The 23,147-nt window shown below is 51.0% G+C and carries 21 protein-coding genes; 10 read left to right on the top strand and 11 right to left on the bottom strand.

Annotated features, from left to right (window positions below; translation table 11 throughout):
* Positions 1-7: 7 nt before the first annotated feature.
* Both KKG35_13070 and serC read right to left on the bottom strand, forming a co-directional pair.
* Entirely contained in the window at positions 8-877 is an 870-nt protein-coding gene (locus KKG35_13070; protein ID MBU1739057.1) for a radical SAM protein, read from the bottom strand.
* A 3-nt stretch (positions 878-880) separates the two neighbouring features.
* Positions 881-1,963: a 3-phosphoserine/phosphohydroxythreonine transaminase gene (serC, locus tag KKG35_13065; GenBank protein MBU1739056.1), complete on the bottom strand. Its 1,083-nt coding sequence runs from the start codon at positions 1,961-1,963 to the stop codon at positions 881-883.
* 339 nt (positions 1,964-2,302) lie between these two features.
* On the opposite strand from serC, the gene KKG35_13060 reads away from it, so the two are divergent.
* From KKG35_13060 to KKG35_13015, 10 genes are all read left to right on the top strand, one after another.
* The gene (locus tag KKG35_13060) at positions 2,303-3,004 is read left to right on the top strand and encodes a response regulator (protein MBU1739055.1); all 702 of its coding nucleotides are present in this window, start codon (positions 2,303-2,305) and stop codon (positions 3,002-3,004) included.
* Between the two features lie 5 nt (positions 3,005-3,009).
* Positions 3,010-3,390 carry a response regulator gene (locus tag KKG35_13055; GenBank protein ID MBU1739054.1) on the top strand — a complete coding sequence of 127 codons (381 nt, stop codon included), beginning with the start codon at positions 3,010-3,012 and terminating at the stop codon, positions 3,388-3,390.
* Positions 3,391-3,570: 180 nt separating this feature from the next.
* Positions 3,571-4,542: a tRNA (adenosine(37)-N6)-dimethylallyltransferase MiaA gene (miaA, locus tag KKG35_13050; protein MBU1739053.1), complete on the top strand. Its 972-nt coding sequence runs from the start codon at positions 3,571-3,573 to the stop codon at positions 4,540-4,542.
* The gene (locus KKG35_13045) at positions 4,539-5,090 is read left to right on the top strand and encodes a CDP-alcohol phosphatidyltransferase family protein (protein ID MBU1739052.1); all 552 of its coding nucleotides are present in this window, start codon (positions 4,539-4,541) and stop codon (positions 5,088-5,090) included. Before miaA ends, KKG35_13045 begins: the two co-directional genes overlap by 4 nt.
* Positions 5,087-6,844, top strand: coding sequence for a single-stranded-DNA-specific exonuclease RecJ (recJ, locus tag KKG35_13040; protein ID MBU1739051.1), 1,758 nt, complete (start codon positions 5,087-5,089; stop codon positions 6,842-6,844). Before KKG35_13045 ends, recJ begins: the two co-directional genes overlap by 4 nt.
* Positions 6,845-7,040: 196 nt before the next feature.
* A complete protein-coding gene (locus tag KKG35_13035; protein ID MBU1739050.1) occupies positions 7,041-8,486 on the top strand; it encodes an adenylosuccinate lyase in 1,446 nt (481 codons plus the stop codon).
* Positions 8,483-8,731, top strand: coding sequence for a DUF4911 domain-containing protein (locus tag KKG35_13030; GenBank protein MBU1739049.1), 249 nt, complete (start codon positions 8,483-8,485; stop codon positions 8,729-8,731). Before KKG35_13035 ends, KKG35_13030 begins: the two co-directional genes overlap by 4 nt.
* A gap of 26 nt (positions 8,732-8,757) precedes the next feature.
* Positions 8,758-10,035 (top strand): TolC family protein, encoded by a 1,278-nt coding sequence (locus tag KKG35_13025; protein MBU1739048.1) that lies wholly within the window; start codon positions 8,758-8,760, stop codon positions 10,033-10,035.
* A 64-nt stretch (positions 10,036-10,099) separates the two neighbouring features.
* Positions 10,100-11,437, top strand: coding sequence for a tRNA (N6-isopentenyl adenosine(37)-C2)-methylthiotransferase MiaB (miaB, locus tag KKG35_13020; GenBank protein ID MBU1739047.1), 1,338 nt, complete (start codon positions 10,100-10,102; stop codon positions 11,435-11,437).
* Between the two features lie 500 nt (positions 11,438-11,937).
* Positions 11,938-12,588, top strand: coding sequence for a histidinol phosphate phosphatase domain-containing protein (locus tag KKG35_13015; protein MBU1739046.1), 651 nt, complete (start codon positions 11,938-11,940; stop codon positions 12,586-12,588).
* A 103-nt stretch (positions 12,589-12,691) separates the two neighbouring features.
* Here the strand turns inward: KKG35_13015 and KKG35_13010 are convergent, their stop codons facing one another.
* From KKG35_13010 to KKG35_12970, 9 genes are all read right to left on the bottom strand, one after another.
* On the bottom strand, positions 12,692-14,467 hold the full coding sequence (locus tag KKG35_13010) for a right-handed parallel beta-helix repeat-containing protein (GenBank protein MBU1739045.1): 1,776 nt from the start codon (positions 14,465-14,467) through the stop codon (positions 12,692-12,694).
* Positions 14,468-14,746: 279 nt separating this feature from the next.
* The gene (locus KKG35_13005; protein ID MBU1739044.1) at positions 14,747-15,001 is read right to left on the bottom strand and encodes a hypothetical protein; all 255 of its coding nucleotides are present in this window, start codon (positions 14,999-15,001) and stop codon (positions 14,747-14,749) included.
* On the bottom strand, positions 14,998-15,546 hold the full coding sequence (locus KKG35_13000) for a DNA-deoxyinosine glycosylase (GenBank protein ID MBU1739043.1): 549 nt from the start codon (positions 15,544-15,546) through the stop codon (positions 14,998-15,000). The genes KKG35_13005 and KKG35_13000 overlap by 4 nt, the downstream gene beginning before the upstream one ends.
* 3 nt (positions 15,547-15,549) lie before the next feature.
* Positions 15,550-16,872 carry an MFS transporter gene (locus KKG35_12995; protein MBU1739042.1) on the bottom strand — a complete coding sequence of 441 codons (1,323 nt, stop codon included), beginning with the start codon at positions 16,870-16,872 and terminating at the stop codon, positions 15,550-15,552.
* On the bottom strand, positions 16,872-17,858 hold the full coding sequence (locus tag KKG35_12990) for a right-handed parallel beta-helix repeat-containing protein (GenBank protein ID MBU1739041.1): 987 nt from the start codon (positions 17,856-17,858) through the stop codon (positions 16,872-16,874). Before KKG35_12990 ends, KKG35_12995 begins: the two co-directional genes overlap by 1 nt.
* A 142-nt stretch (positions 17,859-18,000) precedes the next feature.
* Positions 18,001-19,107 carry a YedE-related selenium metabolism membrane protein gene (locus KKG35_12985; GenBank protein MBU1739040.1) on the bottom strand — a complete coding sequence of 369 codons (1,107 nt, stop codon included), beginning with the start codon at positions 19,105-19,107 and terminating at the stop codon, positions 18,001-18,003.
* A 25-nt stretch (positions 19,108-19,132) separates the two neighbouring features.
* Positions 19,133-19,771: a hypothetical protein gene (locus KKG35_12980; protein ID MBU1739039.1), complete on the bottom strand. Its 639-nt coding sequence runs from the start codon at positions 19,769-19,771 to the stop codon at positions 19,133-19,135.
* Between the two features lie 137 nt (positions 19,772-19,908).
* The gene (locus KKG35_12975; protein MBU1739038.1) at positions 19,909-20,565 is read right to left on the bottom strand and encodes a carboxypeptidase-like regulatory domain-containing protein; all 657 of its coding nucleotides are present in this window, start codon (positions 20,563-20,565) and stop codon (positions 19,909-19,911) included.
* 59 nt (positions 20,566-20,624) lie between these two features.
* The gene (locus KKG35_12970; protein ID MBU1739037.1) at positions 20,625-23,108 is read right to left on the bottom strand and encodes a right-handed parallel beta-helix repeat-containing protein; all 2,484 of its coding nucleotides are present in this window, start codon (positions 23,106-23,108) and stop codon (positions 20,625-20,627) included.
* Positions 23,109-23,147: the final 39 nt, after the last annotated feature.

Raw genomic sequence — 23,147 nt, 5'->3', positions numbered from 1 at the left:
TCAGGGTTCACAGGGCCCGCAGATATTCAGGTTTTAAGGAGATGGCACCAGTTTGCGCCATTTCAATAGCCGCCAGGACCTTCTCCCGGTCCCGCGGCAAACGACAATTGACCGGCAGATAATTTGAGGCGTGATTGGCCTGAAACTGTACCTGATGCAGATCAATATTCTTTACAATAAGCGCAAGCTCGGCGAGTAAACCTGATTTGTCAGGGAGTGAAAATCTGCCGGAAGCTGCGTCATCGGACAAGGGCGTCCCCGGCAGCAGCATCAGGGTGAGAACCCCGACCTGACTGGGTTCCATGGCACTGATCACCTTGCCGGTATCCCTGGCGTGTTCACAAGAGCGGTCTTTACCGGCAACACCGAGGAGAACCGTAACCGAGAGAAACAGGTCGGCGGCGCGGATCATTTTCCCGGCCCGGATCAGCGTTTCGGCATCAACACCCTTGTTGATGGCCTGAAGCGTTTGGTTGTTGCCGCTTTCAAGGCCCATATACACCCGGGCCAACCCCAGTTCTTTCAGTTCGGCCAGTTCATCCTGACTTTTCCGGATAATGTTTTTGGCATTTCCATAGAGAGCGATCCGGTTGACAAAAGGCAGTTTTTCCCGGATCAGGGAAAAGAGGTGTACCAGTTTTCTCTGCGGCAGGCTTAAGACATCTCCATCGGCCAGAAAAACCCTCTTCTGCCGACCACAGTATCGTGCTGCAAACTCAATATCTTCAAGGATTGTTTCTTCTTTTTTGAGCCGGAACAACTCGCCACGATAGGTGCCGCAGAAGGAACATCTGTTATGCGAACAGCCGACGGTCACCTGGAGGATGATGCTGTCGGCCTCACTGGGCGGGCGGATGATGTTTCCTTCGTAGTGCACTTTTCAGCCGTTTTTTCTTTCAAACTCCCGCATAAAATCGACAAGCTTTTCAACACCGTCCCGGGGAAAAGCATTGTAGATCGAGGCCCGGCAACCGCCGACTGAACGATGCCCCTTTAGACCATCGAAGCCTCGGGAGGTCGCTTCCTTGATGAAAGCAGCTTCCAGTTCCGGGGTCGGCAGGTTGAAGGTGATGTTCATAAAGGAGCGGGACTCCTTTAAAGCATGCCCTCTGTAGAAATCCGTAGAGTCAATGGCGTCATAAAGAATGCCGGCCTTTTCCCGGTTCATTTTTTCCATGACGGGTATTCCGCCAAGCCCCTTGAGCCATTTCAGAACCAGCCCGATGGTATAAATCGCAAAGCAGGGCGGGGTATTGAACATGGAATCCGTTTCCGCATGGGTTTTGTACTTGAACATGGTCGGGGTGTTTTCAGGAACCCGGTCCAGGAGATCCTCACGGATAATGACAACGGCGCACCCTGCCGGCCCCATGTTTTTCTGGGCGCCGGCAAAGATCAGCCCGAATGAGGAAAAATCCACGGGGCGGGACAGGATGTCTGATGACATGTCACAGACAAGATAGCTGTCGGTTTTCGGAAAGGTATGAAACTGAGTGCCGAAAATGGTGTTGTTGGAAACAAAGTAAAGGTATTCGGCACCCGGAGTGACCTTGTAATCACCGGCACCGGGGACATGGTTGAAGTTATCCTTCTCTGAAGAGTAGGCAACCTCGACTTCGCCGAACAATTTCCCTTCCTTGATCGCTTTTTTGGACCAGGTTCCGGTATTCAGATAGACGCCCCTTTTACCCTGCGCCAGCAGATTCATGGGAACCATGGCAAACTGGGTGGAAGCCCCGCCCTGAAGAAAGAGGACCTTGAAATTGTCCGGGATAGACATGATTTCTCGCAGCGAGGCCTCCGCCTCTGCCGCAACCGCCATGAAACCCTTGCTGCGATGGCTCATTTCGATAAGGCCGATCCCGGTATCGTTGAAATTGACAATATCCCTGGCGGCCTGTTTAAGCACCTCAACCGGCAATGTTCCCGGTCCGGCGCTGAAGTTGAAAATTCTTTCAGGCATTTTATCCTCCTGTGGAAATGCTTTATGTTGTTATGAACAGATATTCCGGTATGACCGGACGTGGGTTATCCAACCCCTCCGGAGTCAACTCCCTCCAGAATGGGACAATGTATATTCCAGATCATAAAGCAGGGGATCGTGTCAGCTTGCTTACAGATGTATTCGATCTCCGAACCGAAACATTAATGGATAATCTATTGCGAGGCTATTTACCATAAATTATGGTGGGCCGTCACTCCTGAAAGTGTTTTTTTATTGGACTTGTTTTCTTTTATTGTGATTAAATCAGATGTTATGGTCTGTTAGAACATTAAGGCAGGTGTTCCTTTGGGAAATCACATGGACAAGAGTTGCAAAGAAGCGGGAACTTCTGTTCTGGTCGTTGATGATGAGCAGATCAGCCTTGATATCGTCGAAGATGTTCTAAAAGATGAAGGCTACAGGGTTCTGACCTCGCTTTCGGGCAGAGACTGCCTTGAGAAAGCGAAGAAAAACAAGCCAGATCTCATTCTTCTTGATATCAACATGCCTGACCCTGATGGTATCAAGACTTGCATGAAGCTGAAAAAAAACAGCATCACCAGTGAGATTCCGGTGATTTTCATGACTGCCGACAATGAAGATGAGATTCTGGAAAAAGCTTTCGCCTCCGGATGCACGGATTATTTATGCAAACCGATCAGCAGAGTTGAGCTTCTGGCCCGCTTAGGTTCTGCGCTGACCAACAAACAAATGAAAGAACAGTTGCTCGAGGATGAGAAATTCAAGAGCATTATCGAGCTGGCCGGTGCCATTTGTCATGAACTGAACCAACCATTACACGCAATCATGGGGTATGCCGATCTGCTGAAGATGGGTTGCCGGGAAGACAGCAAGATATTCCGTCAGGCGACAATCATCAGTGAACAGGCTGAACGGATGGGCAATATTACCCACAAGCTGATGAGCCTCACCAGAAACAAAACAAAGCCTTATCTTGGAAGTACCAATATCATTGATCTTGATGAGTCGAGTGATAAAGGAAAAAAATCCCGAGAGTGAAGAATATGAATAAAAAAGTCATGATCGTTGATGATGAAAAGGTCATCAGAGATATGCTTGACAAGGCATTTTCCACGCAGGGATATGAAACGGTTTGCGCTAAAGATGGTGATGATGCCCTGAAACAGCTTACTCCGGATATAAAAGTTTTTTTTCTGGACCTTAAATTGCCGGGAAGCATGGACGGGCTGGAACTCTGCAGGCAGATCAGGGTCGATCATCCTCTGGCATGCATTTTCGCCATGACTGCTTATGCGACCCTGTTTGAGCTTTCCGACTGCCGGGAAGCCGGTTTCGATGATTATTTCACCAAACCGGTCAAGCTTGAAATGCTCTTCATGGCGGCAAAACTTGCCTTTGAACGCCTCGATCGCTGGGGGAAATAGCCTCTTTAAGATATGTTCCCTGGTCTGCGCTGTTCTTCTATCATCCTGCCCCTCTTTCCCCCTTTTTTTTAAATCTTGTTGGGCCGTGTTCAGGCTGTTAATATCACAAACTGACTTCTTTGAAATTATTGTACGGTTGTTTGCCGATCGAAACCTGATCTCTGCCTGGATTTTTATCTGATGCACCCGGAAGAACATAGAACAGACAATCCGCTTATTGCCATTGTGGGCCCCACGGCGGTGGGAAAAACAGATCTCGTTCTGCGGATTTCTTCTCTCCTTGATGCAGAAATTGTCAGTGTGGATTCGATGCAGGTTTACCGTTACATGGACATCGGCACCGCCAAACCGACCCGGGAAGAACAGCAGATTGTTAAACATCATCTGGTTGACATAGTTGATCCTGATGACGAATATAACGTGCAACGCTTCGTAAGTGATGCCGGAGAGGCCAGCCAAAAGATCATTGCTGAGGGGAAATTGCCCCTCCTCACCGGTGGAACAGGTCTCTATCTCAAGGCATTTGAAAACGGCCTCTTTGATATTCCGGACCAGGTGGCGCAGGGAAAAAGCGACCAGGAACCAATCAGAAAGAAACTTCTCGGGGAGCTTGCCGATGAAGAGGGGAGAGCAAGACTCCACAACTATCTTGAACAGATCGATCCTCTTTCCGCAGCCCGAATCCACAGAAACGACAGATCAAGAATGGCAAGAGCGATTGAAATATTTGAAAGCACCGGTATAACCTGGTCTGAACATCTGACCAGGCAACACAACAACCCCTCGCAGGGACGAAGAAACACTCTTAAAATCGGCCTTGCAACTGATCGGGAGAAGCTCTATGAGAGAATCAACAAAAGGGCGAAGGCCATGATCGAATCAGGCCTGATTGAGGAAGTGGAAGGTTTGCTTGCAAAAGGTTACTCCGCTGACCTCAAATCCATGCAGTCAATAGGTTACAAACATGTTACGGAGTATCTTGTCGGCGCCTGGAATCTTGATGAGACCGTTGAGAATCTCGCACGGGATACCCGTCATTATGCCAAAAGACAATTCACCTGGTTCAACAGGGATCATGAAATCAAGTGGTTCAGCCCCGTGCAATCCGATGAAATCCTGACTACCATTACGAAATTTATCGAACAGCAATGAACTTACCAAACCTGATCACCCTCATTAGAATCATTCTCGTACCGGTAATGGTCATTTTTCTTCTTGCCGGGAAGCATGGCCACGCACTGGTGGTGTTTGTGATTGCCGTCATCAGTGACGGGGTCGACGGCTTCATCGCCAGGGCCTTTAAACAGAAAACCTCGTTGGGAGCCTTCCTTGACCCCCTTGCAGACAAACTTCTTTTAACGACAGCGTATATCATTCTCTCCGTCTATCATTTCGTTCCGGTCTGGCTTGCGGTGATGATCGTCAGCCGGGACGTCATTATCCTGTCCGGGCTCGCCGTATTATCTGCCTACGACCGTTTCCCCGACATCAAACCCACTATCGACAGCAAGATCACAACATTCTTCCAGATGTCCACGGTTGTCTATCTGCTGGCCTATAATCATGCGGCTGCCGACTCCCGTTTCGGTGCATACCTGATGCTTGTCACCGCCCTGATGACCGCCATCTCCGGCACCAGGTATATCATTATCGGCTTCCGGCTGTATGATCGGATCAATGAAGAGTCTGATCAGGCATGAGTCACTCCGGAAACTGGAAAATACTTGCGGATCATGTGGATGATCTGCCCGAGGCGGGTGCGGACAGCGCTCTCCCTTCTCTTGCCGAAAAACTCCTTGCCCTTCGAGGAATAACAGGCGAAGCTGCCCGGATTTTCCTCAACCCAACACTCGCCCAACTCCCGGTACCGGACACCCTGCATGGTTTAAAACCTGCACTCGACCTGCTGATTAATGCTCTCGAACGGAAAATTCAAGTAGTCATATATGGGGATTATGATGCAGATGGAACCACCGCAACCGCGTTGCTGGCAACATTTATGAAACACGCCGGATTTCGCTGTTCGAGCTACATTCCCGACAGATTGACGGAAGGATACAGCCTCAATCGCAAAGCCCTGGCAGAATTGAAAAACAGGTATTCTCCGGACGGGGCGAACGGCATGCTCCTGGTGACGGTCGACTGCGGCATTTCAAATCATCAGGAAGTTGACGAAGCCAGAGCGATGGGCTATTCGGTGATCATTACCGACCACCATCGCCCCTCGGAAACCATCCCTGAAGCAGATGCCGTCATCAACCCGCACCTGCCGGAATGCGCCTTTCCTTTCACCGATCTTGCCGGGGTAGGGGTTGCATTTTACCTGATTGCCGGGCTGCGGGCACGATTGAAGGAAATCGGCTGTTGGCAGGACGAACGACAGCCCAATCTCAAGGAATATCTTGACCTGGTCGCTATCGGGACGGTGGCTGACATGGTCCCTTTAACCGGAGCAAACCGCATTCTGGTGAAAGCAGGTCTGGAAATGATCAGAAACTCACCAAGGCCGGGGATAAAAGCTCTTCTGAAAAAAGCAAACATCACCCCCGGTTCAGTATCTGCGGAATCCATCTCATTTCACCTGGCGCCTCGATTAAATGCTGCGGGAAGAATCGGAACCCCATTGGTGGCCCTTGAACTCTTAATGGCGGAAAACCCCTTAGCGGCAGAAGGAAATGCATCGCTTCTGGAAGAGGCCAATCAGCAGAGGCGTTCCATCTCGGATGAGATTTTCGCCGACGCCTGTGTTGCGGCTGATCAGCAGCTTGCCGGAGGTGAAAGGGGGCTGGTTCTGGCCAGTCGGAATTGGCACAAAGGCATGTTGGGACTTGTTGCTTCCAGAATGGTCAGCAAATATGACCATCCGACCATTCTCTTTACCATTGAAGAAGACGGGACGGCGACGGGTTCCGGCAGGTCGGTCTCCGGTCTCGACATCCACACCATACTTGAAAATATGTCTGAGATGCTCATTAGATTCGGAGGGCACAAGGCAGCAGTCGGGATTTCGATACATGAAGAGAACATCGATCTGTTCAGGGAGAGATTTCACGAACTGGTCCACCGGCAGCTGCAGGACCGTGAACTGAAACCGCCATTGACCGTTGACCTCAGAGCCTCTTTTGAAGACGTATTTGATCCGGCATTCCTTGATACCTATAAAAAAATGGAGCCATTTGGTTTTGATAATCCACAACCGATCTTTTGTTGTTCCTTTGACGCCGGTCATTTGAAAGATATTAAAGGAATCGGGAATGGATCAATCCGTCTCCGGTATGAAGGAGAGTCTGTTTCGGTAAACAGTGTCGGGTTCGGCAAGGCGGATCTTTTCAGTAATCTGACTTCCCGGAGTTCCATAAACCTGGCCTATAAAATAACTTTAAATGAATTTCGTGGCATTTCGAATTGGGAGGCGAGGATCGAAGATGCGGAGGTTTTCAACACAAGTAATTGAATTACCGATATCTTTATTTCATTATACATAATATACATTATGCGACATTGCACAAACAGGCCCTGGATCAATTAAATCCGATGAACTGGTTAGCCATGCATTTTTATGAGAATTCTGGTAAAGGTTTTTTGACTCTGAAAGCATGCCTCACCAAGCTATTGAATTTCGCAAGCATAGACAGTTAACAGGAGAAAAAATGGACCGCGATATATACCAGGAGCCGCTGGTAAGCAGATATACAAGCCCGGAGATGCAGAAAATATTTTCCGAGCGCAACAGGATCAGAACCTGGCGCAAATGCTGGCTGGCTCTGGCTGAAGCACAATACGAGCTGGGCTTGACTGACATCATCAAGCCCGAAATGATTGCCGAACTGAAAGCCAATCTTGACGATATTGACTTTCAGGCTGCCGCTGCAAAGGAAAAAGAAATCCGCCATGATGTCATGGCCCATGTTTACGCTTACGGGCTCAAATGCCCAACCGCCGAGCCAATCATCCATCTGGGGGCAACCTCTCAGTTCGTCGGCTGCAACACTGACCTGATCCTCCAGAGAAATGCCCTTGCGCTGATCAAGAAATCCCTGCTGAACACCATCAGCAACCTTGCTGTTTTTTGCCGCAAACACAAGGACCTGGCAACACTCGGCTACACGCATTACCAGCCGGCGCAACCGACCACTGTAGGAAAGAGGCACACCCTGTACATCCAGGATCTGTTGATGGATCTGGACTACCTGAATCACCTGGCCTCACAGATCAAAGCCAGAGGCGCCAAGGGCACCGTCGGCACCCAGGCCACCTACATCGAACTGTTCAAGGGCGATCATGACAAGGTTAGAAAACTGGATGAACTTGTTGCATCAAAGCTTGGTTTTTCCGATGTTTTTGCAGTGACAGGTCAAACTTATACCAGAAAACTTGATATGAAAATAGCCGAAACCCTCGCTGGAATTGGCGCTTCAGCCCACAAATTTGCTGTCGACCTACGCCTTCTCTCCAACCTCAAGGTCCAGGAAGAGCCGTTTGCTAAAAACCAGGTGGGCAGTTCAGCCATGGCTTACAAACGAAACCCGATGCGCTCCGAGCGAATGACGGGGCTCTCCCGTAAACTGATGGGGCTGACCGCCGATTTCTCAGCCACCTACGCCAACCAATGGTTTGAAAGAACCCTTGATGACTCCGCAATCCGACGCATGGATATCCCCCAGGCCTTCCTGCTGACTGACGCGGTGTTAAAGTTATACCTTAACATTTCGAGCGATATGGTTGTCTACCCGAAGCAGATCAAAAAACATCTTCTCCAGGAACTGCCCTTTATGGCAACAGAAAAAATTCTCATGGCCAGCGTGGAACGAGGGAAAAGCCGCCAGGAAATGCACGAGGTCGTCAAGGTTCATTCGGTTGAGGCGGGTCGAGCCGTCAAAGAAGAAGGCCTTGAAAACGATCTCCTGCAAAGACTCGCCAACGACCCCGCGATACCATTCGATCTTGAGGAACTCTCCATGCTTGTTGGCGATGGCAGCGAATTCACCGGCAGGGCCGGCAGGCAAACCGAGGAATATCTCGATGAAGTTGTTGCGCCTGTATTGGAGGCCCACAAAGAGTTAATGGGTGGTATCGACACCTCTCTTTCGGTATGAAAACGACAAAAAATACCACCCCTCCCCTGCTCAATTGCCTGTACGCAGTGGTGGCAAAAGAAAAAATCGCGTATCTTAAATTTATTCTTGAAGGGTACGATGGTCTTTCAACGCTTTCAACTGTCGATATAAAGGACGGCCTGATCAGCTTGAAATATTTTCACGGCTTCAAACCGGAGCTCGTGTCCCTTCTCGACAGCATGCAAGATGCAATCACCAGAAACAAACTTGATGTTAAACATTAACTTTTTTTATTTTATCACCTGTTTTTATGAATAAAATTTCGCTATTGTTAATTCTTTCTCTTCTGCCTGTTTCATCTTATGCCCAGGGATTGACGATTGACGAGTGTGTCACCAGGGCGCTGCAGGGTGATCCCGGGCTGTCAGCCGCCCGGGCAGAAAGCGAATCCAGAAACGGTCTTTATGCTGCCGCAAAAAAGGATATCTACCCTTCTTTAAGCGCCAGATATGGCTACACCTATCAACCGGATTCGCTGGCAACCCCCGGCATTGACAATTACTACGCCTATTCGGTGATTCTTGAGCAGCCGCTTTACCATGGGAAAGCCCTGGTCACCGCAGTTGATATGAATCATCTGGCCCAGGTTACCGCCGATCACCAGTTGAGCCGGACCAGAAATGATCTGATTCTTGAGGTCCACACTGCCTTTTATAATCTTTTGAAAGCGGGAGAATTGGAAAATGAGGCGGCCCTTTCCTTAAAAAGGCTCGAATCGCATCTCAAAGACGCGAAAGCTTTTCATGAAGTCGGGCTGATTCCCAAGAACGACCTTCTTTTGAGCGAACTTGAACTGGCCCAGGGCGAACAGAATCTGCTGCTCGCCAGAAGCAGAACTTCCCTCGCCCGCTCGACTTTGAATCTCCTGATGCGCCAGCCGGTTGATTTTGCCCTGGAGATTCAGGGAAGTCTGGATTATCAGCCTTACCGTGCCTCATGGCAGGAAACAGTCGAAAGGCTGAAAACCAATCGCCCCGAACTGGCTGAAGCAGACACCTCCGCCCGGATGGCTGAACTGAAAGTCATCCTCGAAAAAGCGCCCTACCTCCCCTCCCTTGACCTGAACGCCTCTTATACCCGCCAGGGAGATGATCCGGCTGCCAGCGACTATCCCCCGGGGTCCGAAGAAGTGAAACAGGCGCAGATCATCGCGTCATGGAATTTCTGGTCATGGGGACAGCAGAAAGACAAGACCGCCTCAGCCATGCTGCAGGCGGAAAAAGCACGATCCGGGAAAGAAAAGCTTCTCGATCATCTTGTTCTCCAGGCAAGAGACGCCTTCCTGAATATTCAACTCGCCGAAGAAAACATCCGGGTCACCCGCAAGGCCATTGAACAGGCAGAGGAGAACTTCCGCATCAACACCGCCCGTTATCAGGCCCAGCTGGGGACCTCAACAGAACTTCTCGACTCGGAGACCCTTCTCACCCGGGCCAGAACAAACAACTTCAACGCCCTTTTCGATTTCCAGATCGCCCTCGTCCGGCTCAAGTGGTCCGAGGGGACCATCGGCAGAAAAGAGGATTGATCGATCCTGACTGGATCACTCCCGCCCATTAAATTTTCGGATTCTCAGAGATTTAGATAGACACATGGCAAATACCGGCAAGGCATATATTGAAACATTCGGCTGTCAGATGAATGAGCGCGACTCCGAAATCATGGGACAGCTGTTATGCCGTTCCAATTATCAGCTCACCAGGGAAATCGATGAAGCGGACCTGGTGGTGGTAAACACCTGCAGCATCAGAGGTAAGGCGGAACAGAAGGCCATGAGCCTGCTTGGCAGTCTGAAACGAAGCAAGATAAATAATCCCGGTCTGATCATTGCGATGACCGGCTGCGTCGCCCAGCAGGAAGGAAACAACATCCTGGCCAGGATGCCCCATGTTGACCTGGTGGTCGGCCCGCAGAATATTTACCGATTGCCGGAACTGGTTCAATCCGTGTCGGAAGGCGCGGACCGGCGGACTGCAATCAGCCAGTCGGATTCATTTGAAATTCCGTCATTTATTCCGGATCTCGAAAGTTCGGCGGTCGGGCACAAGAAGTTCGTCACGATCATGCAGGGCTGCAACAATTTCTGTACCTACTGTGTGGTGCCGCATACCCGCGGCCGCGAAGTGAGCCGCCCTCCCGATCATATTGCCGACGAGATCAGAAACCTGTTGAAAGCCGGGGTGAAGGATATCACCCTGCTTGGTCAGAACGTCAATTCCTATGGTCTCGATCGCCCCGCCGGATCGTATCCGGATTTCCCGGAACTTCTGAAGATGGTCGCCGGAATCGACGGGGTCGAGCGACTCCGCTTCACCACCTCAAACCCGAAAGACCTGTCGGAAAAACTGATGGCCTGCTTTTCCGAACTCGCCAACCTGTGCCCGCACTTCCACCTGCCGGTTCAGTCCGGTTCCAATGCGGTCTTAAAAAAAATGAACCGGAAATACACCATTGAAGAATATCTGGAAAAAGTTTCGGGTTTGAGAAAATATTCCCCGGAGATCGCCATCACGACCGACATTATCGTCGGCTTTCCCGGCGAAACCGACGGTGATTTTGCAATGACCATGCAGCTTCTGGAAAACGTCCGCTATCATGGCGCCTTCTCATTCAAATATTCCGACCGGCCAAAAACAGTCTCGGCCACTTTCAAGGAAAAAGTTGCTGAAACCGTCAAAAGCGAACGCTTAAGGCGGTTGCAGGCAAGGCAACAGGAGATCACGGTCGAGAGGTATCAGGAGTATGTCGGACAAACTCTGCAGGTGATGATTGAAGGTGAAAGCAGAACCGGGGACGGCCAGTGGAGCGGCCGGACCACCACCAATCAGATAGTGAATTTCGCCGGCAAGCCCGAGCTTGCTCCGGGTCAGACCCACGAAGCACTGATTGAGGAAGCGTGCCAGCATTCATTGCGCGGGAAGCTCGTTTGATTTAAGATATCCGGAAAGGCTCAAGTACAAATTTGGATCTTCTATAAATACCACCGAATCTTGTTTCTGGTGTGAGGCAGCAAGGACGTTGAGCCATCCTTCGACAGGCTCAGGATGAACGGCTTCGAAAGTTCGACAGGCTCACGGTCAGGATGAACAAATTCGACTGGCTCGGAGTGACAAATTGAACATGCAAAGCGAAACGCATTCCCCGCAGCTCGAAGTCTCACGCTGTTCGCTATCTGCTGCGGGGTTAGTGAGCGAATCTGATGAAAGCAACCTTCCATACGGAGATTCCCCGTGGCTTGCCGCGGGGAGCTTCAATAGTAATTCCACTCACGCTGAGCTTGTCGAAGAGTCCATGACTCAAATTGCGAGGAATCACCGTAACATCCAGTCCGCCGCGTCAAATTTGAGAAACACCTGTTTTTTTCACCTTCATTCCGGATCTGATCCGGAGAGAAGCAATCTTGGAAAATAACCAAAAGTAAAGGATTGACATGATCGACCTTCACACCCATACCTTCTTCAGTGACGGGGAACTGGTCCCGGCCGAGCATCTCCGCCGGGTTGAAATCCTCGGATACACGGCGGTGGCCATTACCGACCATGCCGATTCCTCGAACATGGACTTCATTATCCCCCGAATCGTCCAGGCCGCAAAAGACCTGAACCCCTACTCCAAAACGAAACTGATCCCCGGAATCGAACTGACCCATGTGCCGCCGGAGCTGTTCAGCAAACTCACCGCAAAGGCGAGGGAACTGGGCGCCCTGATCGTCGTCGCGCACGGAGAAACTCCGGTTGAACCAGTAAAACCTGGAACCAACCGAGCCGCCATCGAAGCCGGGGTCGATATTCTATCCCATCCGGGCTTCATCACCAGGGAAGATGTGGAACTCGCCAGAGAAAAAGGGGTGATGCTCGAACTTTCCGGCCGCAAGGGCCATTCCCTGACCAACGGCCACGTGGCGAAACTCGCCAAGGCAATCGGCGCCATGCTCGCCGTGAACGCCGACGCCCACGGCCCCGGCGACTTTCTCACCGCCGAAATGGCAAAAAAAGTAGCCCTCGGCGCCGGTTTAAATGAAGAGGATTACACGAAGATCAGAAAGGATATGGACAAACTGGTGGAAAGGGTCACCGCCTGATTGATTGTTGCAAGTCATATATCTAAACAACAACGGCCACCTTCAGGAATCCCGAAGGTGGCCGTTGTTGTTTGTTTTTGATTAATGCCGGATCAGATCAGGGTTAATTGCCGTTGGTCTGATATTTCAACAAGGTCACCCCGGTTATTGTCCCACCGGTGAATGTGCCGGCCGAAATCAGATTGCCGTGCCCCTGGTAAGAACCCATGTTCGGAGTGAACAGACAGGTCTCATTCGATTCACAGAACAGATTGTCATTACCGATTCCGTCACCACTTATCTCAACAGCGTTCATGAGCTTGGGAGGGGCCGTGAACCATGCATCCGTCAGCACATCATCTCCTGTCGGCAAAGCAGTGAATTTATTAAAAACTACCTGATCGTCGGTTTTAAGTGCATAATCACCTCCGGCAGCATCAACAAACGAGATTGGATCGGAGATGGTTGTAGAACTTGCAACGGAACCGGCACAGCTGCTGTCTAGATCTCCACTCGTGTCAACAACTGAACAATTACCAGCAGTATTGAGCCCAACCTGCAACAGCCCGTCAAAGGTATTACCGCTTGAGCCCCCTTCCAGCCGAATACCGTAATTACTGTCTTCGGTGGCGGTGAGATTATTGATGAAGTTGTCACTTGAGGCATTGTACATATACAAACCGATACTCGTGTTTTTTGTATTACGACTGGCAAGCACATTGCCAAAATAATTGTTTGTAGATGTATCCAGCTCGATACCGTGATTGTTTCCACTGACTGTTACATTGCTCAGATAATTATTCCGAGAACCATCCAGTTTGACACCGGTTACGGAATTATTCCCACTGGCGGTCACCCCGATTAGAATATTGTCATTTGAGGAATTATTGAGAGTGATCTCTGAATTGCCGTTTCCTCCGGTAACAATATCACTCAGTGTGTTGTTTGAGGAATTGTTTAGAGACACCCCAGAACTGACATTACCGCTAACGGAGATATTGTTCAGGCGGTTATATGAAGCACTCACAAGACTCACACCCAAGCCAGCAGAATTATCTGCAACAACATTGTGCAAGACCGAATGTCTGGTTGAAGTCAAAGAAATTCCTCCCGTTACTCCTAGTAGCCCGGGAGGAGTAGCTGTAGCATCTGCTTTTACCTCCAACCATAAAAAATTGAAGCCATTGGCTGAAACATTCGGGTCTGCTGTACTAGGAATTGTATCCTTAATAGTCACCAAATTTGGTTTTGTGACTAACGCAACCCTGTCAGCATTGATGGTGTATTTAGCATTGGCATCCTGAGTAACAATATAAATTGTGCCGGGGGAGGACAAATTACTGCCGTCATTATTAACCAGCACAGGATTGCTCCACCAGACCGCCGGGAGGGAATGAGCAATCTGGGTCGCACCATCCAGCACGGTCAGGGCGTTTTGCCGGAGGGAGCCACTCCCCGTAAAATCGATCAGGTTGCTTAGTCCTTTCCCCTGTTTGAAACCGGTCGAAACAAACCGGATTGTACTAGGCCCGCTTACTTGACACATCCATTCAAAGACCTCCAGATTATCACTCGCCGTCAGGCCGGAACAGCTTGACCGGCCTGTTACTTCCATGCTCCGGACCTCTCCCCCGTGGATACATGGTGGAGTCCCTGCAACACAGGCGGTATCTGAAGCGGAAGAAATGTCGGCGCCAACCACATAATCATTCCAGTCGGCACCATTAAGAGGATATAAAGGACCAACAGTACTCAATTGAGAGGTGGCCGGAGGATCAACCGGCGGGTCAGCGGGCGGAGCTTCACCGCCGCCTCCCCCGCCGCTGCCACAGGATATGAGCAAAAAAGATAGAACGAAAAAGGAAAACGCTCTAGACAGAAACCGACCTAGAATATTCATACCCCCCCCATACGGTTTTAATTATTGAAAACAGGGTATTATACCACATCGTGCACAGCAAAATAAAGGGGAAAGACGGCGGAACGCCAGCCTATCTCCCGGTACTCCCGGTAAAAATCACCATAACCATGGCGACATGGGAGAACAACTGCCCGACCATTTTTTTTATACCGTTTATGAATACAGAAACAACGAGGCAAGAACTCCGGGAACAACTTGTCATTTTCGTTTTGTTTCGCCGGAATGACGGGAACCTTGAGAGTGGTGACAGCCGGAATTTCACTTCTCTTTTTGATCATCCACCAGCTTGCCGTTTTCCCAGCGGCCTTCAATTGCTTTGTCCTTTGAGATGGTGAGCTTGCCGGATCCGTGGGGCATACCGTTTTTCCATTCACCTTTATAGATCAAGCCTTCTTCGGTAAAGCCGGTGCCGGTTCCATTCTCGCAGTCTCCATCCATGCATTCATCCGCCGGAGCCATGACGGGCCAGTGAAGAAGAGAGGCGAGCAGCAAAAGAGCGATAATTTTTTTCACGTGTCCACCGAGTTTATGGGGTTTCGAAAACAGTTCGAATACTTGAGAATCAATGACCATTTTTCAATCTTCTCCTCTACCTTCATCATGGCCATGGCCGGGCTGGTCGACGGCAGCCGGATCAGTTTCATGCGGGCACCTTCATCTTTTAAAAACGGCAGAACCCTTTTCCGGTACTCCTGCTCGGCCCGGGTTCCGTTGAAAAACACGGTCCTGATGCTCGGGTACTGCTGATAAAGGGAGTTGAAGTCATTGACGATGATGGTTTCGGTTTCGATTGAAGAATCAAGACTCCCTGCCCTTCTGCAGCTTTTCAGCACATCCCATAAGGCGAGATGGTTGTGTTCCAGGAGTTTTGTTCTGCCTTCATAATCAAGATTGGCTGGATCACACCCCAGAAGTCGACAGAGAATCGTCCAGAACGAGTTGCGTTTGTGGGCGTAGTATTCACCCTGCCGGAGGGATTCTTCGCCGGGCATGCTGCCCAGGATCAATGACTCCGGCTTTTTTCCGACAACCGGCGGGAATCCGGATCTCTCCGTCATCGTTTACCGGGCGTTGTTGTTCTCCCGCACCAGATGCAGGGAACCCTTGATCAGATAAGGTTTCACCAGATACACGCCGATGGCTGCGGCAAGGGCCGCAACGGCGATGACCGCCATCACCAGGTAAAAGCGGTCGACCCCGAAATCATCGGCAACATAGCCGCCGATCGCGGTGGCAATCGAGCCGACCCCGAAGATCAGGAAAAAATTCACCCCGAACCCCATGCCGTGGGAGGCTTTCTTGGTATATCTGGAAATCAGATAGTTATGGGAAGGCTGCCAGGCGTAATAGAAAAGGCTGAACAGGGAAATGGATGACAAGAGACCGTTGTCGGTCATGCTGCTGACCATATAAAGGAGCGGCGCCACGATGGCAAAAAGGATGATCGGGAAAAATTCCGGCCTTTTGATTTTGTCGTTGATCCAGCCGCCGAACCAGGCGCCGATCAGGCCGAGGGAGAGAACAACCGTCGTCACCGTTCCGGCAAGCACAACCGGTTCATCACTGCTGGTGATAAAGTGCACTTCCTGCTGGAGGAGCGACGGCATGAAAGTGAGGGAACCGCGGAAAATAAACCCGGAAAGAATACTCCCGCAGTAAAGAAGAAGCAGGGAAACAGGAAGAATAAGCATTGCGCCCGGCAGATCCGCCCCACCTTTTGCCGGAGCAGCCTGGCCGGTTGCTGATCCGGGCACTGCAACCTCATCGTCCACAGGGTCACGTAAAGCGCCGCCCCACCTGAAAAACGAACGCCAGTGGAGATCGGGCTCGTCATCCACCCGGGACAGGTACATCATCACCGCAAACAGGATGCCGACAAGACCATACAGGACGTAGGCCGCCCGCCAGGTGTGAAAGAACTTGATCCCTAGCACCGCCACCAGAGGGGTCAGAAAGATGCCGACATTGCCGAGAACACCGTGAATACCAAGGGCCTTGCCCTTGGCCGACTCCACCCTTCTCGCGATCAGGGAAAGCCCGGCCGGATGGTGAATGCTGGCAAATGCACCCAGAAAGGCGTAGCAGACCGCAAACCCCCAAATGCCCTGGGACACCCCGACCAGCAACGAAGAAAGAGCCATCCCGCCAACCCCGAAGGTCAGGACCCTTTTGGAGCCGAACTTGTCGGAAAGGTACCCGGCCGGGATCGCTCCCAACCCGTAGAGGAAATAGCCGATATTGGCGATAATGCCGATATCGGTAAAACTCATTGAATGTTCCGCGGTGATCATCACCAGGACTGCAGGGAGAAGACTCATGTAGCCATGGGTGATAAAATGGGAAAACCCGGCGAGCCAGGTCAACTTCTGTTCATTGCTGTTCATTATTTGCCTGCTTTCCAGTCGACCGGTTTGTCGAGAACAGGATCGATAAAGATCTCGCCCAGATCCGCGTCGTCCTGTTTGTCAAAGATCAGTTCATCTATTTTCTGCCGGTTTTTCGAACCGAACCAGTTGTTCCGGGCTTCCACCGGAAAATCCTGGGCTTCGGCAACGGCGATGTTGTAATCCTTGTTGTCATAGATATTATTGAATTCGATATTGATTCCCTGGGCCTGGTAGAGATAGACACCCTTCTTGTTGCCGGTTATTTCATTGTAGCTGATCACGCCCTTGCAGTTTTCCTTGGGCCAGACCCCGAAGAACTTGTTGTCGATGATCTCGTTATGGGTGATTTCGGCGTCGGAGCTCCGGAGACCGATACCGCCCTTGTTTTTGGCAAACAGGCTTCTGGTGATCGACACCGTCGATCTTTTTCCGAACCAGGGGACCCCTTGTGTCTCTTCTTCTACTTTAAAACTCACTCCGACGCCGTTCTTGACGAATTCGCAGTCGGAAATTTCAACGGAAGAACCATGGGCATGGATCCCGTTATAGGCATGGAAAAGTTTCGTGTACTTCACGACATTGCCTTCGCTGCCGAGGAAATTGATCGCCCCCCAGTCGGCGGGCTGCGGTTCAAGCTCGGCCGAGGTGAACACGATGTTTTTATCAGGAGTTCCAACCGCCAGAAGTTTCCCCCGGATGATGATCTCGGCAACCGGATAGTACGGTGAATCAAGTCCGTACAGATTGTTGTCCATGTTCTCCTCGATCCGTTTGAATCTGACGATGGTGCCGGGCAAAACCGTAAGAGTGACTCCCGGCGGGACATAAACATCCCCGGTGACGGTCACCTGACCGCTCCAGGTGGTGTCTTTCTCCAGGGTGCCCATCCTGATTTCCACACTCTCCTGGCGGCTGCAGCCACCTGAAGAGAGAAGCAGCAAAAGAGTTGATACAACCGAGAACACGCGCAGACTATTTTTCATCTGGAAATCCTTACCTGAAAAATGTTTGTGATTACCACTTTATTTCAGCTAAAAGCTCTTCGACAGGATGATACTCTCATCCTTCGACCACATTTCCTTCAATATAATCGCGATTATATGGGATTGAAACATCTGGAGTGGATCAGTCGAGCCCGACCTGGTATTCACGGGCAATCCCATACCCCCTTCTCCGGTTCATCATGCCGATGACGATCATCAGGAGAAGCCCGGTGAGAACCGCAACCTGCCCTGCCACCGGCGTTCCGGCAGGAGTTCCGGCCAGCCCCCAGTTCTGGGCCATCGCCGCTCCGGCAAACATGCCCATGACCGCGGCGCCGGCATCGTTATCCCCCTGGGCTGAAGCAATAAGCTGCCGCATCGGACACCCTCTGATCAGGATCGAGCCGAAGCCGACCATCATCATCCCCAGAAAGGCCCAGCCATAACTGTCATTCGAACTCGGCTGGCCCTGCAGACCAGGATTGAACTGGCCGGTCAATATACTCGCTACGGTCGCAAAAACAAAGAAAGAGCCAAGACTGATCAGCAATCCTGTGGACCGCGGACAATTCAACACCTCTCTTGGGCCCCAGAGGAAAATCCTGGCGATGCCGCCGGTGATACAGAATTGGGTGTACTGGGCAAGCCCCCCGATCACGAGACCGATCCCGAGGGAGAGCAGCATCGGCGCCCGCAAGGCTCCGGAACCCTTGGCGCTTTTGTAGACAAACGACGGTTCGATGATCAGCAGCACCAGCAGAAAGGCCATAAAGAGCGGAATAATCAGACTGTTGCTGCGGGGTTGAGGCGACGGCTCGCCCAGCTGAAAACCGTTCTCGACAAACTCAAGGCCGATATAAATTCCTGCGATCAGGCCGACCAGACCGATCAGCGCTCCCAGGTCACCGGAAGTAAGCCGCAATACCATCTTGACCGGGCAGCCGATAAAGATGGTGCAGCCGATGATCAGAAAAAAACCGATCAGAAAGCGGATGAGCGGGGAGCTGCCGCCTGAGGGCACGAATTCCTTGCGATACAGGGAGAGCATAAAGGCGCCGAGGACAAAACCGATCAGTTCTGGGCGCAGATACTGCATTCGGATATTGTCATGAAGCCCGAGAGCCCCTGCGGTATTTTCCATGAAACAGGAGACACAAAGACCGGTGTTTGCCGGATTGCCGTAATATGAAAGGGTCAAGGCGCCAACCCCGATCGCCGCCCCCATCAGCACAAACCATCCTTTATGCATTGCCGTACCTCCTCTGTATCCAGGATCAGCCGCAGCTGCCGGCTATTTTTCGGAGCATATAATAGAGAACATCTTTATGCATGGAGATTGTTTCCCGGTCAACCGTACCGCTTTCGACCTCCGCATCGATGGCGATTTTGACTTCGTTTAAGAGCAGTTTGATTTTCTTTCCCTGGAACACATCGGTCATCTTTTTATCAAGAAAGTCAGGATTTAAATCAACACCTTTCCGGTATTGGAGCATGGCCTGGATCGGCTGGTCCCTGCGGACCAGAATATCACCCATCAACATATATGGCGCACCTTCATAAGGCATTTCCTTCATCAGACCGGCAAGAATCTCTTCCGCCTGGTCGAGAGTATTATTGGTGACAAGTTTCCTGGCGACAGCGATCCTGTTCAATGCTTCGGCACTGACCGTCACTACCTGAGAACCGGAGCGTCTGTTCCGAGGTGAGGACGACAGCTCTTCACTTGCCGGGAGCAGGAGCACGACAACCAGAGCACAAACCAGCAGCACAACGGCCAGCAGGGAGCCCTTGTCGAGTCCATCGAGATTTTTCAGGTCCGGGAACGATTGTTCGTCTCCGCTTTCTTCGGGAGATATCCGGCATGAATCCTGATTTTTTATATCTTCTTCAGTGGTCAGCAAATCTGCATCCAAATGGAATTACTTCAATAAAACACATCGTCAGCAAGCGCCGCGGCAAGAATATTACAACTAGCAATGGATTTTTGCGTTTCACGCAAGAGTCATCTTCCCCTCAGCAACTCAACAGCAATAAAATAATCACAAGCTGTCTAAGGGTCAACAAACTCAAGATCCACATTCGTCGTATCTTTGTCAAAATTCACTTCTCTGGAAAGCGGTCGACCTTCTTCAGGCGGGAACTTCTTCTCTACTCCAACAAACAGGACTCCGGGCGGAACATAGATGGTGTAACGACCATCCTGATCCGTCCACAAAGAGAGGAAGTGCGGTAAACCACCGACATTTCTGTTTCTGTCGGCCAGAACATAAGCCATGGAGACAGGTTTCCCTGCGCCATCAAGCACCCGTCCGGAGATCTTGATCAGCTCGTCGTTTTTCTTCTGGTTTCTTCTCGCGGCCTCACGCAGATCAAGGACCGTAAAGTCAGCAGCATATTCTTTCATTCCGGCAGAAGATATTTCAACAGGCTCGCCGGAATGGCGATCGTCTTTGCCGAGAGGGCCGAATTTTCCACCCCCTTTTCTGTCGATGGCGATCAGCCAGTATTTTCCGTCCGGCAGTTCAACCCGGTAAAGACCATCCCGGGCGGTCCGGTTTGAAATAAAGTCAGCGGGCCTTTTTACATTGCCGGAATCAAAAACATACACCTCGGCGCCTTCCACCGGGCGATCGGCAAGATCGGAAATCCTTCCTTTCAGGACAAAGGTGGTTGCCGAAGCGACCGAAACACGATCGAAAGGAAACATGAATCCTGAAACCAAAACCAATGACAACGAGAACTTAACCAGAAATTTTACCATAGCAATCACAGTCCCGGAAGGTCCAGAGGGTGGTCAAGAACAGGTTCAAAAACAACCTTGCCGATGCCAGGTTCCTGTCTGCCGTCAAAGATCCGGTCAAGAGGGTTTTCTCCACCCCACCAGTTGCTTCCGGCCTGAACATCCTCTTTGTTGAAATCACCCATCCGCATGTCGTAGCGCTCATTTTTATGGATGTTGTTATGGTAGATCTTCATCCCTGAACCACCTTCCCGGACAAAAATCCCGATCTCGTTTTCAACGATTTCATTTTCAAAGAGATTCATCCTGCCAAGAAAAGACCTGATGCCGATCCGGTTATGGATAAATTTTGACCGGCTCAAGTTCACCGGGCCGCTCCGGAATTTGATCCCGATATCATTGTTGGTAAAACTGCAACCGGTGATGTCGATTGCCACGAAATGGACATGAAGCCCCCACTCGGCATATTCGAAATCACAGTTTTCGATGCTGCTCCCTGTGGCGCGCTCAAGCCTGATCCCAAGCCAGTCGGAAGGACCATCTTTGGTTTGGGAAGTAAAAAGGATTCTCTTTCCGGGAGTGCCGACCGCCTTGAATATGCCGCCATCGACCAGTATTCCGGCCTCATCATCGGTGAACACCAGAGTGCTCCCCGGCTTTACAGACAGAACCCTGTCTTTGGCGACAGTCATCATCCGGTCAATATGTACGATGCCTGAAAAAGAGGTGTCGACCCTCACTTCATTAAGAGGCCATTTGAAAGTGACAGGTTTTTCCAGTCGGGGTTCATAAACGACCTCCCCCAGAGCGGGGTCATCATGGACATCGAAAATTTCCTTGTCGAGATCGCTGTTCCCCCACCAGTTGCCTTCGGCAGAAATCCGGTCTCCACCTTCAAGACCGATGGCATAGATGCCGTTATCGACAATATTGTTGCGGGCAATCGTCCCGGTGAAAGAGGTGATCCCGACACCCCGTTCAGTGTTGTCGGCGATAAGATTTTCGCTGATCTCCGCCCGGGTATCCCTGACACTGATCCCGTTCACCCCGTTTCTGATAACCGCATTGCTTCGCAGGATGAGGTTGTCGGAATTCCTGACCAGAAATCCCGACTCCAGATTGCCGCTCACCACATTCGCTGAGAATTCACCGTATACCGTATCGGCAATGATCAACCCCACCCGGTTACCGGCGGAAAGATTGCCGGTGACCAGCGAGGTTCCTTCACGAACCCTGAGACCGTCCCATGAATTATTCGCAAAGACATTGCCCGAAGCCTGAAGATTCAGCCTGAAGAAATTGGCCCCGTTCATATTGCCGATGATCTCATTGTCCCTGAAAATCAGATCCGAGTCCCGGGCCTGAATCCCGCTCTTGTTGCCGTAGAACTGGGTGCCGATAATCGAGACCACTGATTCCTGGAACTGGGCGCCACGATAGTTGTTTTTCAGTACGGAATTGTGAACCGCAACATTCGAGAAGTGAAAATGCACCGCGCGATAGGCATCTTCGATCCGGCAGTATTCAAGGATATTCTGGGCCTGATCACCGCCCAGGATGTTGATTGAATCCCAGTCACCCATCCTTCGCACCTTTTCTCCGGAGCGAAAAATTATCGGCTGGTCGGGAGTCCCCTTGGCGACAATCATCCCCTGAATCTGAATGCCATTTTCACCAATACCGTCATTATTGGTATCTCTTTTAGTGAACTCGACAACGGTACCCGGCATGATGATCAGACGACTGTCCGGCGGCAGGCGCAACTGGCCTTCCACCCGGACTCTCCCCCGCCACTCGGTATAAGAAGTCAGCGCCTCATCGCGGTACACCGCGGTTACCGGGATATCCCCCGCCTCATAAGACCTCCCGGCAAAGGCAACTGCAGAGGCATTCCCGGAAAATCGATCCTGTTTGCTGTTGTCCTTGAATTCGACGCCGCTTGCCAGAAAAAGCCCCGGAGAATCGAACAGGGAAAGACCATACTCATTATTTTTGATCCTTGAAGAACCAATCTTCAGCGTCGATTTCGGGCCATAGGCAACAATCCCGTAACGGTTATTGGTAATTCCGGAGTCCGAAATGTCCGCCTCGCCGTCCATGACAGTCAGACCGGCTTCTCCATTTTCCAGAATACAGTTCTTCAGCGAGACCTTGCCGCCATCATCAACGATCAGTCCGGCCCAGCGATCGACCTTTGTTTCATCGGTGTTTGTAAATCGGATTCTCCGGTCAGCCGTCCCTTCCGCTTGCAAGCTGCCCCGGACCAGGATCTCCGTCTGATGAGAAAGATATTCAGGATCAATCCGGGTCCCTTCCGACGGATGAACCCTGATGATGGTTCCCGGAGCGACCCTCAAGGTGATCCCCGGAGGAACAACCACATCTTCCCGCAGCTCGACCACCCCCTGCCAGGAGGTATCAACGGAAAGGACCTCTCCCTGCACAGGCACAGCAAAAAACAAGGCCTGAAAAAGAAAAGGGATGGCGAATCGTTTGAATATCAAGATCATTAATTCCTTTAACTGATTTACCTCTAACAGAGAACAGAA

The organism is Pseudomonadota bacterium, assembly GCA_018823285.1.
Taxonomy (GTDB): domain Bacteria; phylum Desulfobacterota; class Desulfobulbia; order Desulfobulbales; family JAGXFP01; genus JAHJIQ01.
Note: the sequence above shows the minus strand (reverse complement) of the source record. Positions and strands in the feature narration are given on the sequence as shown.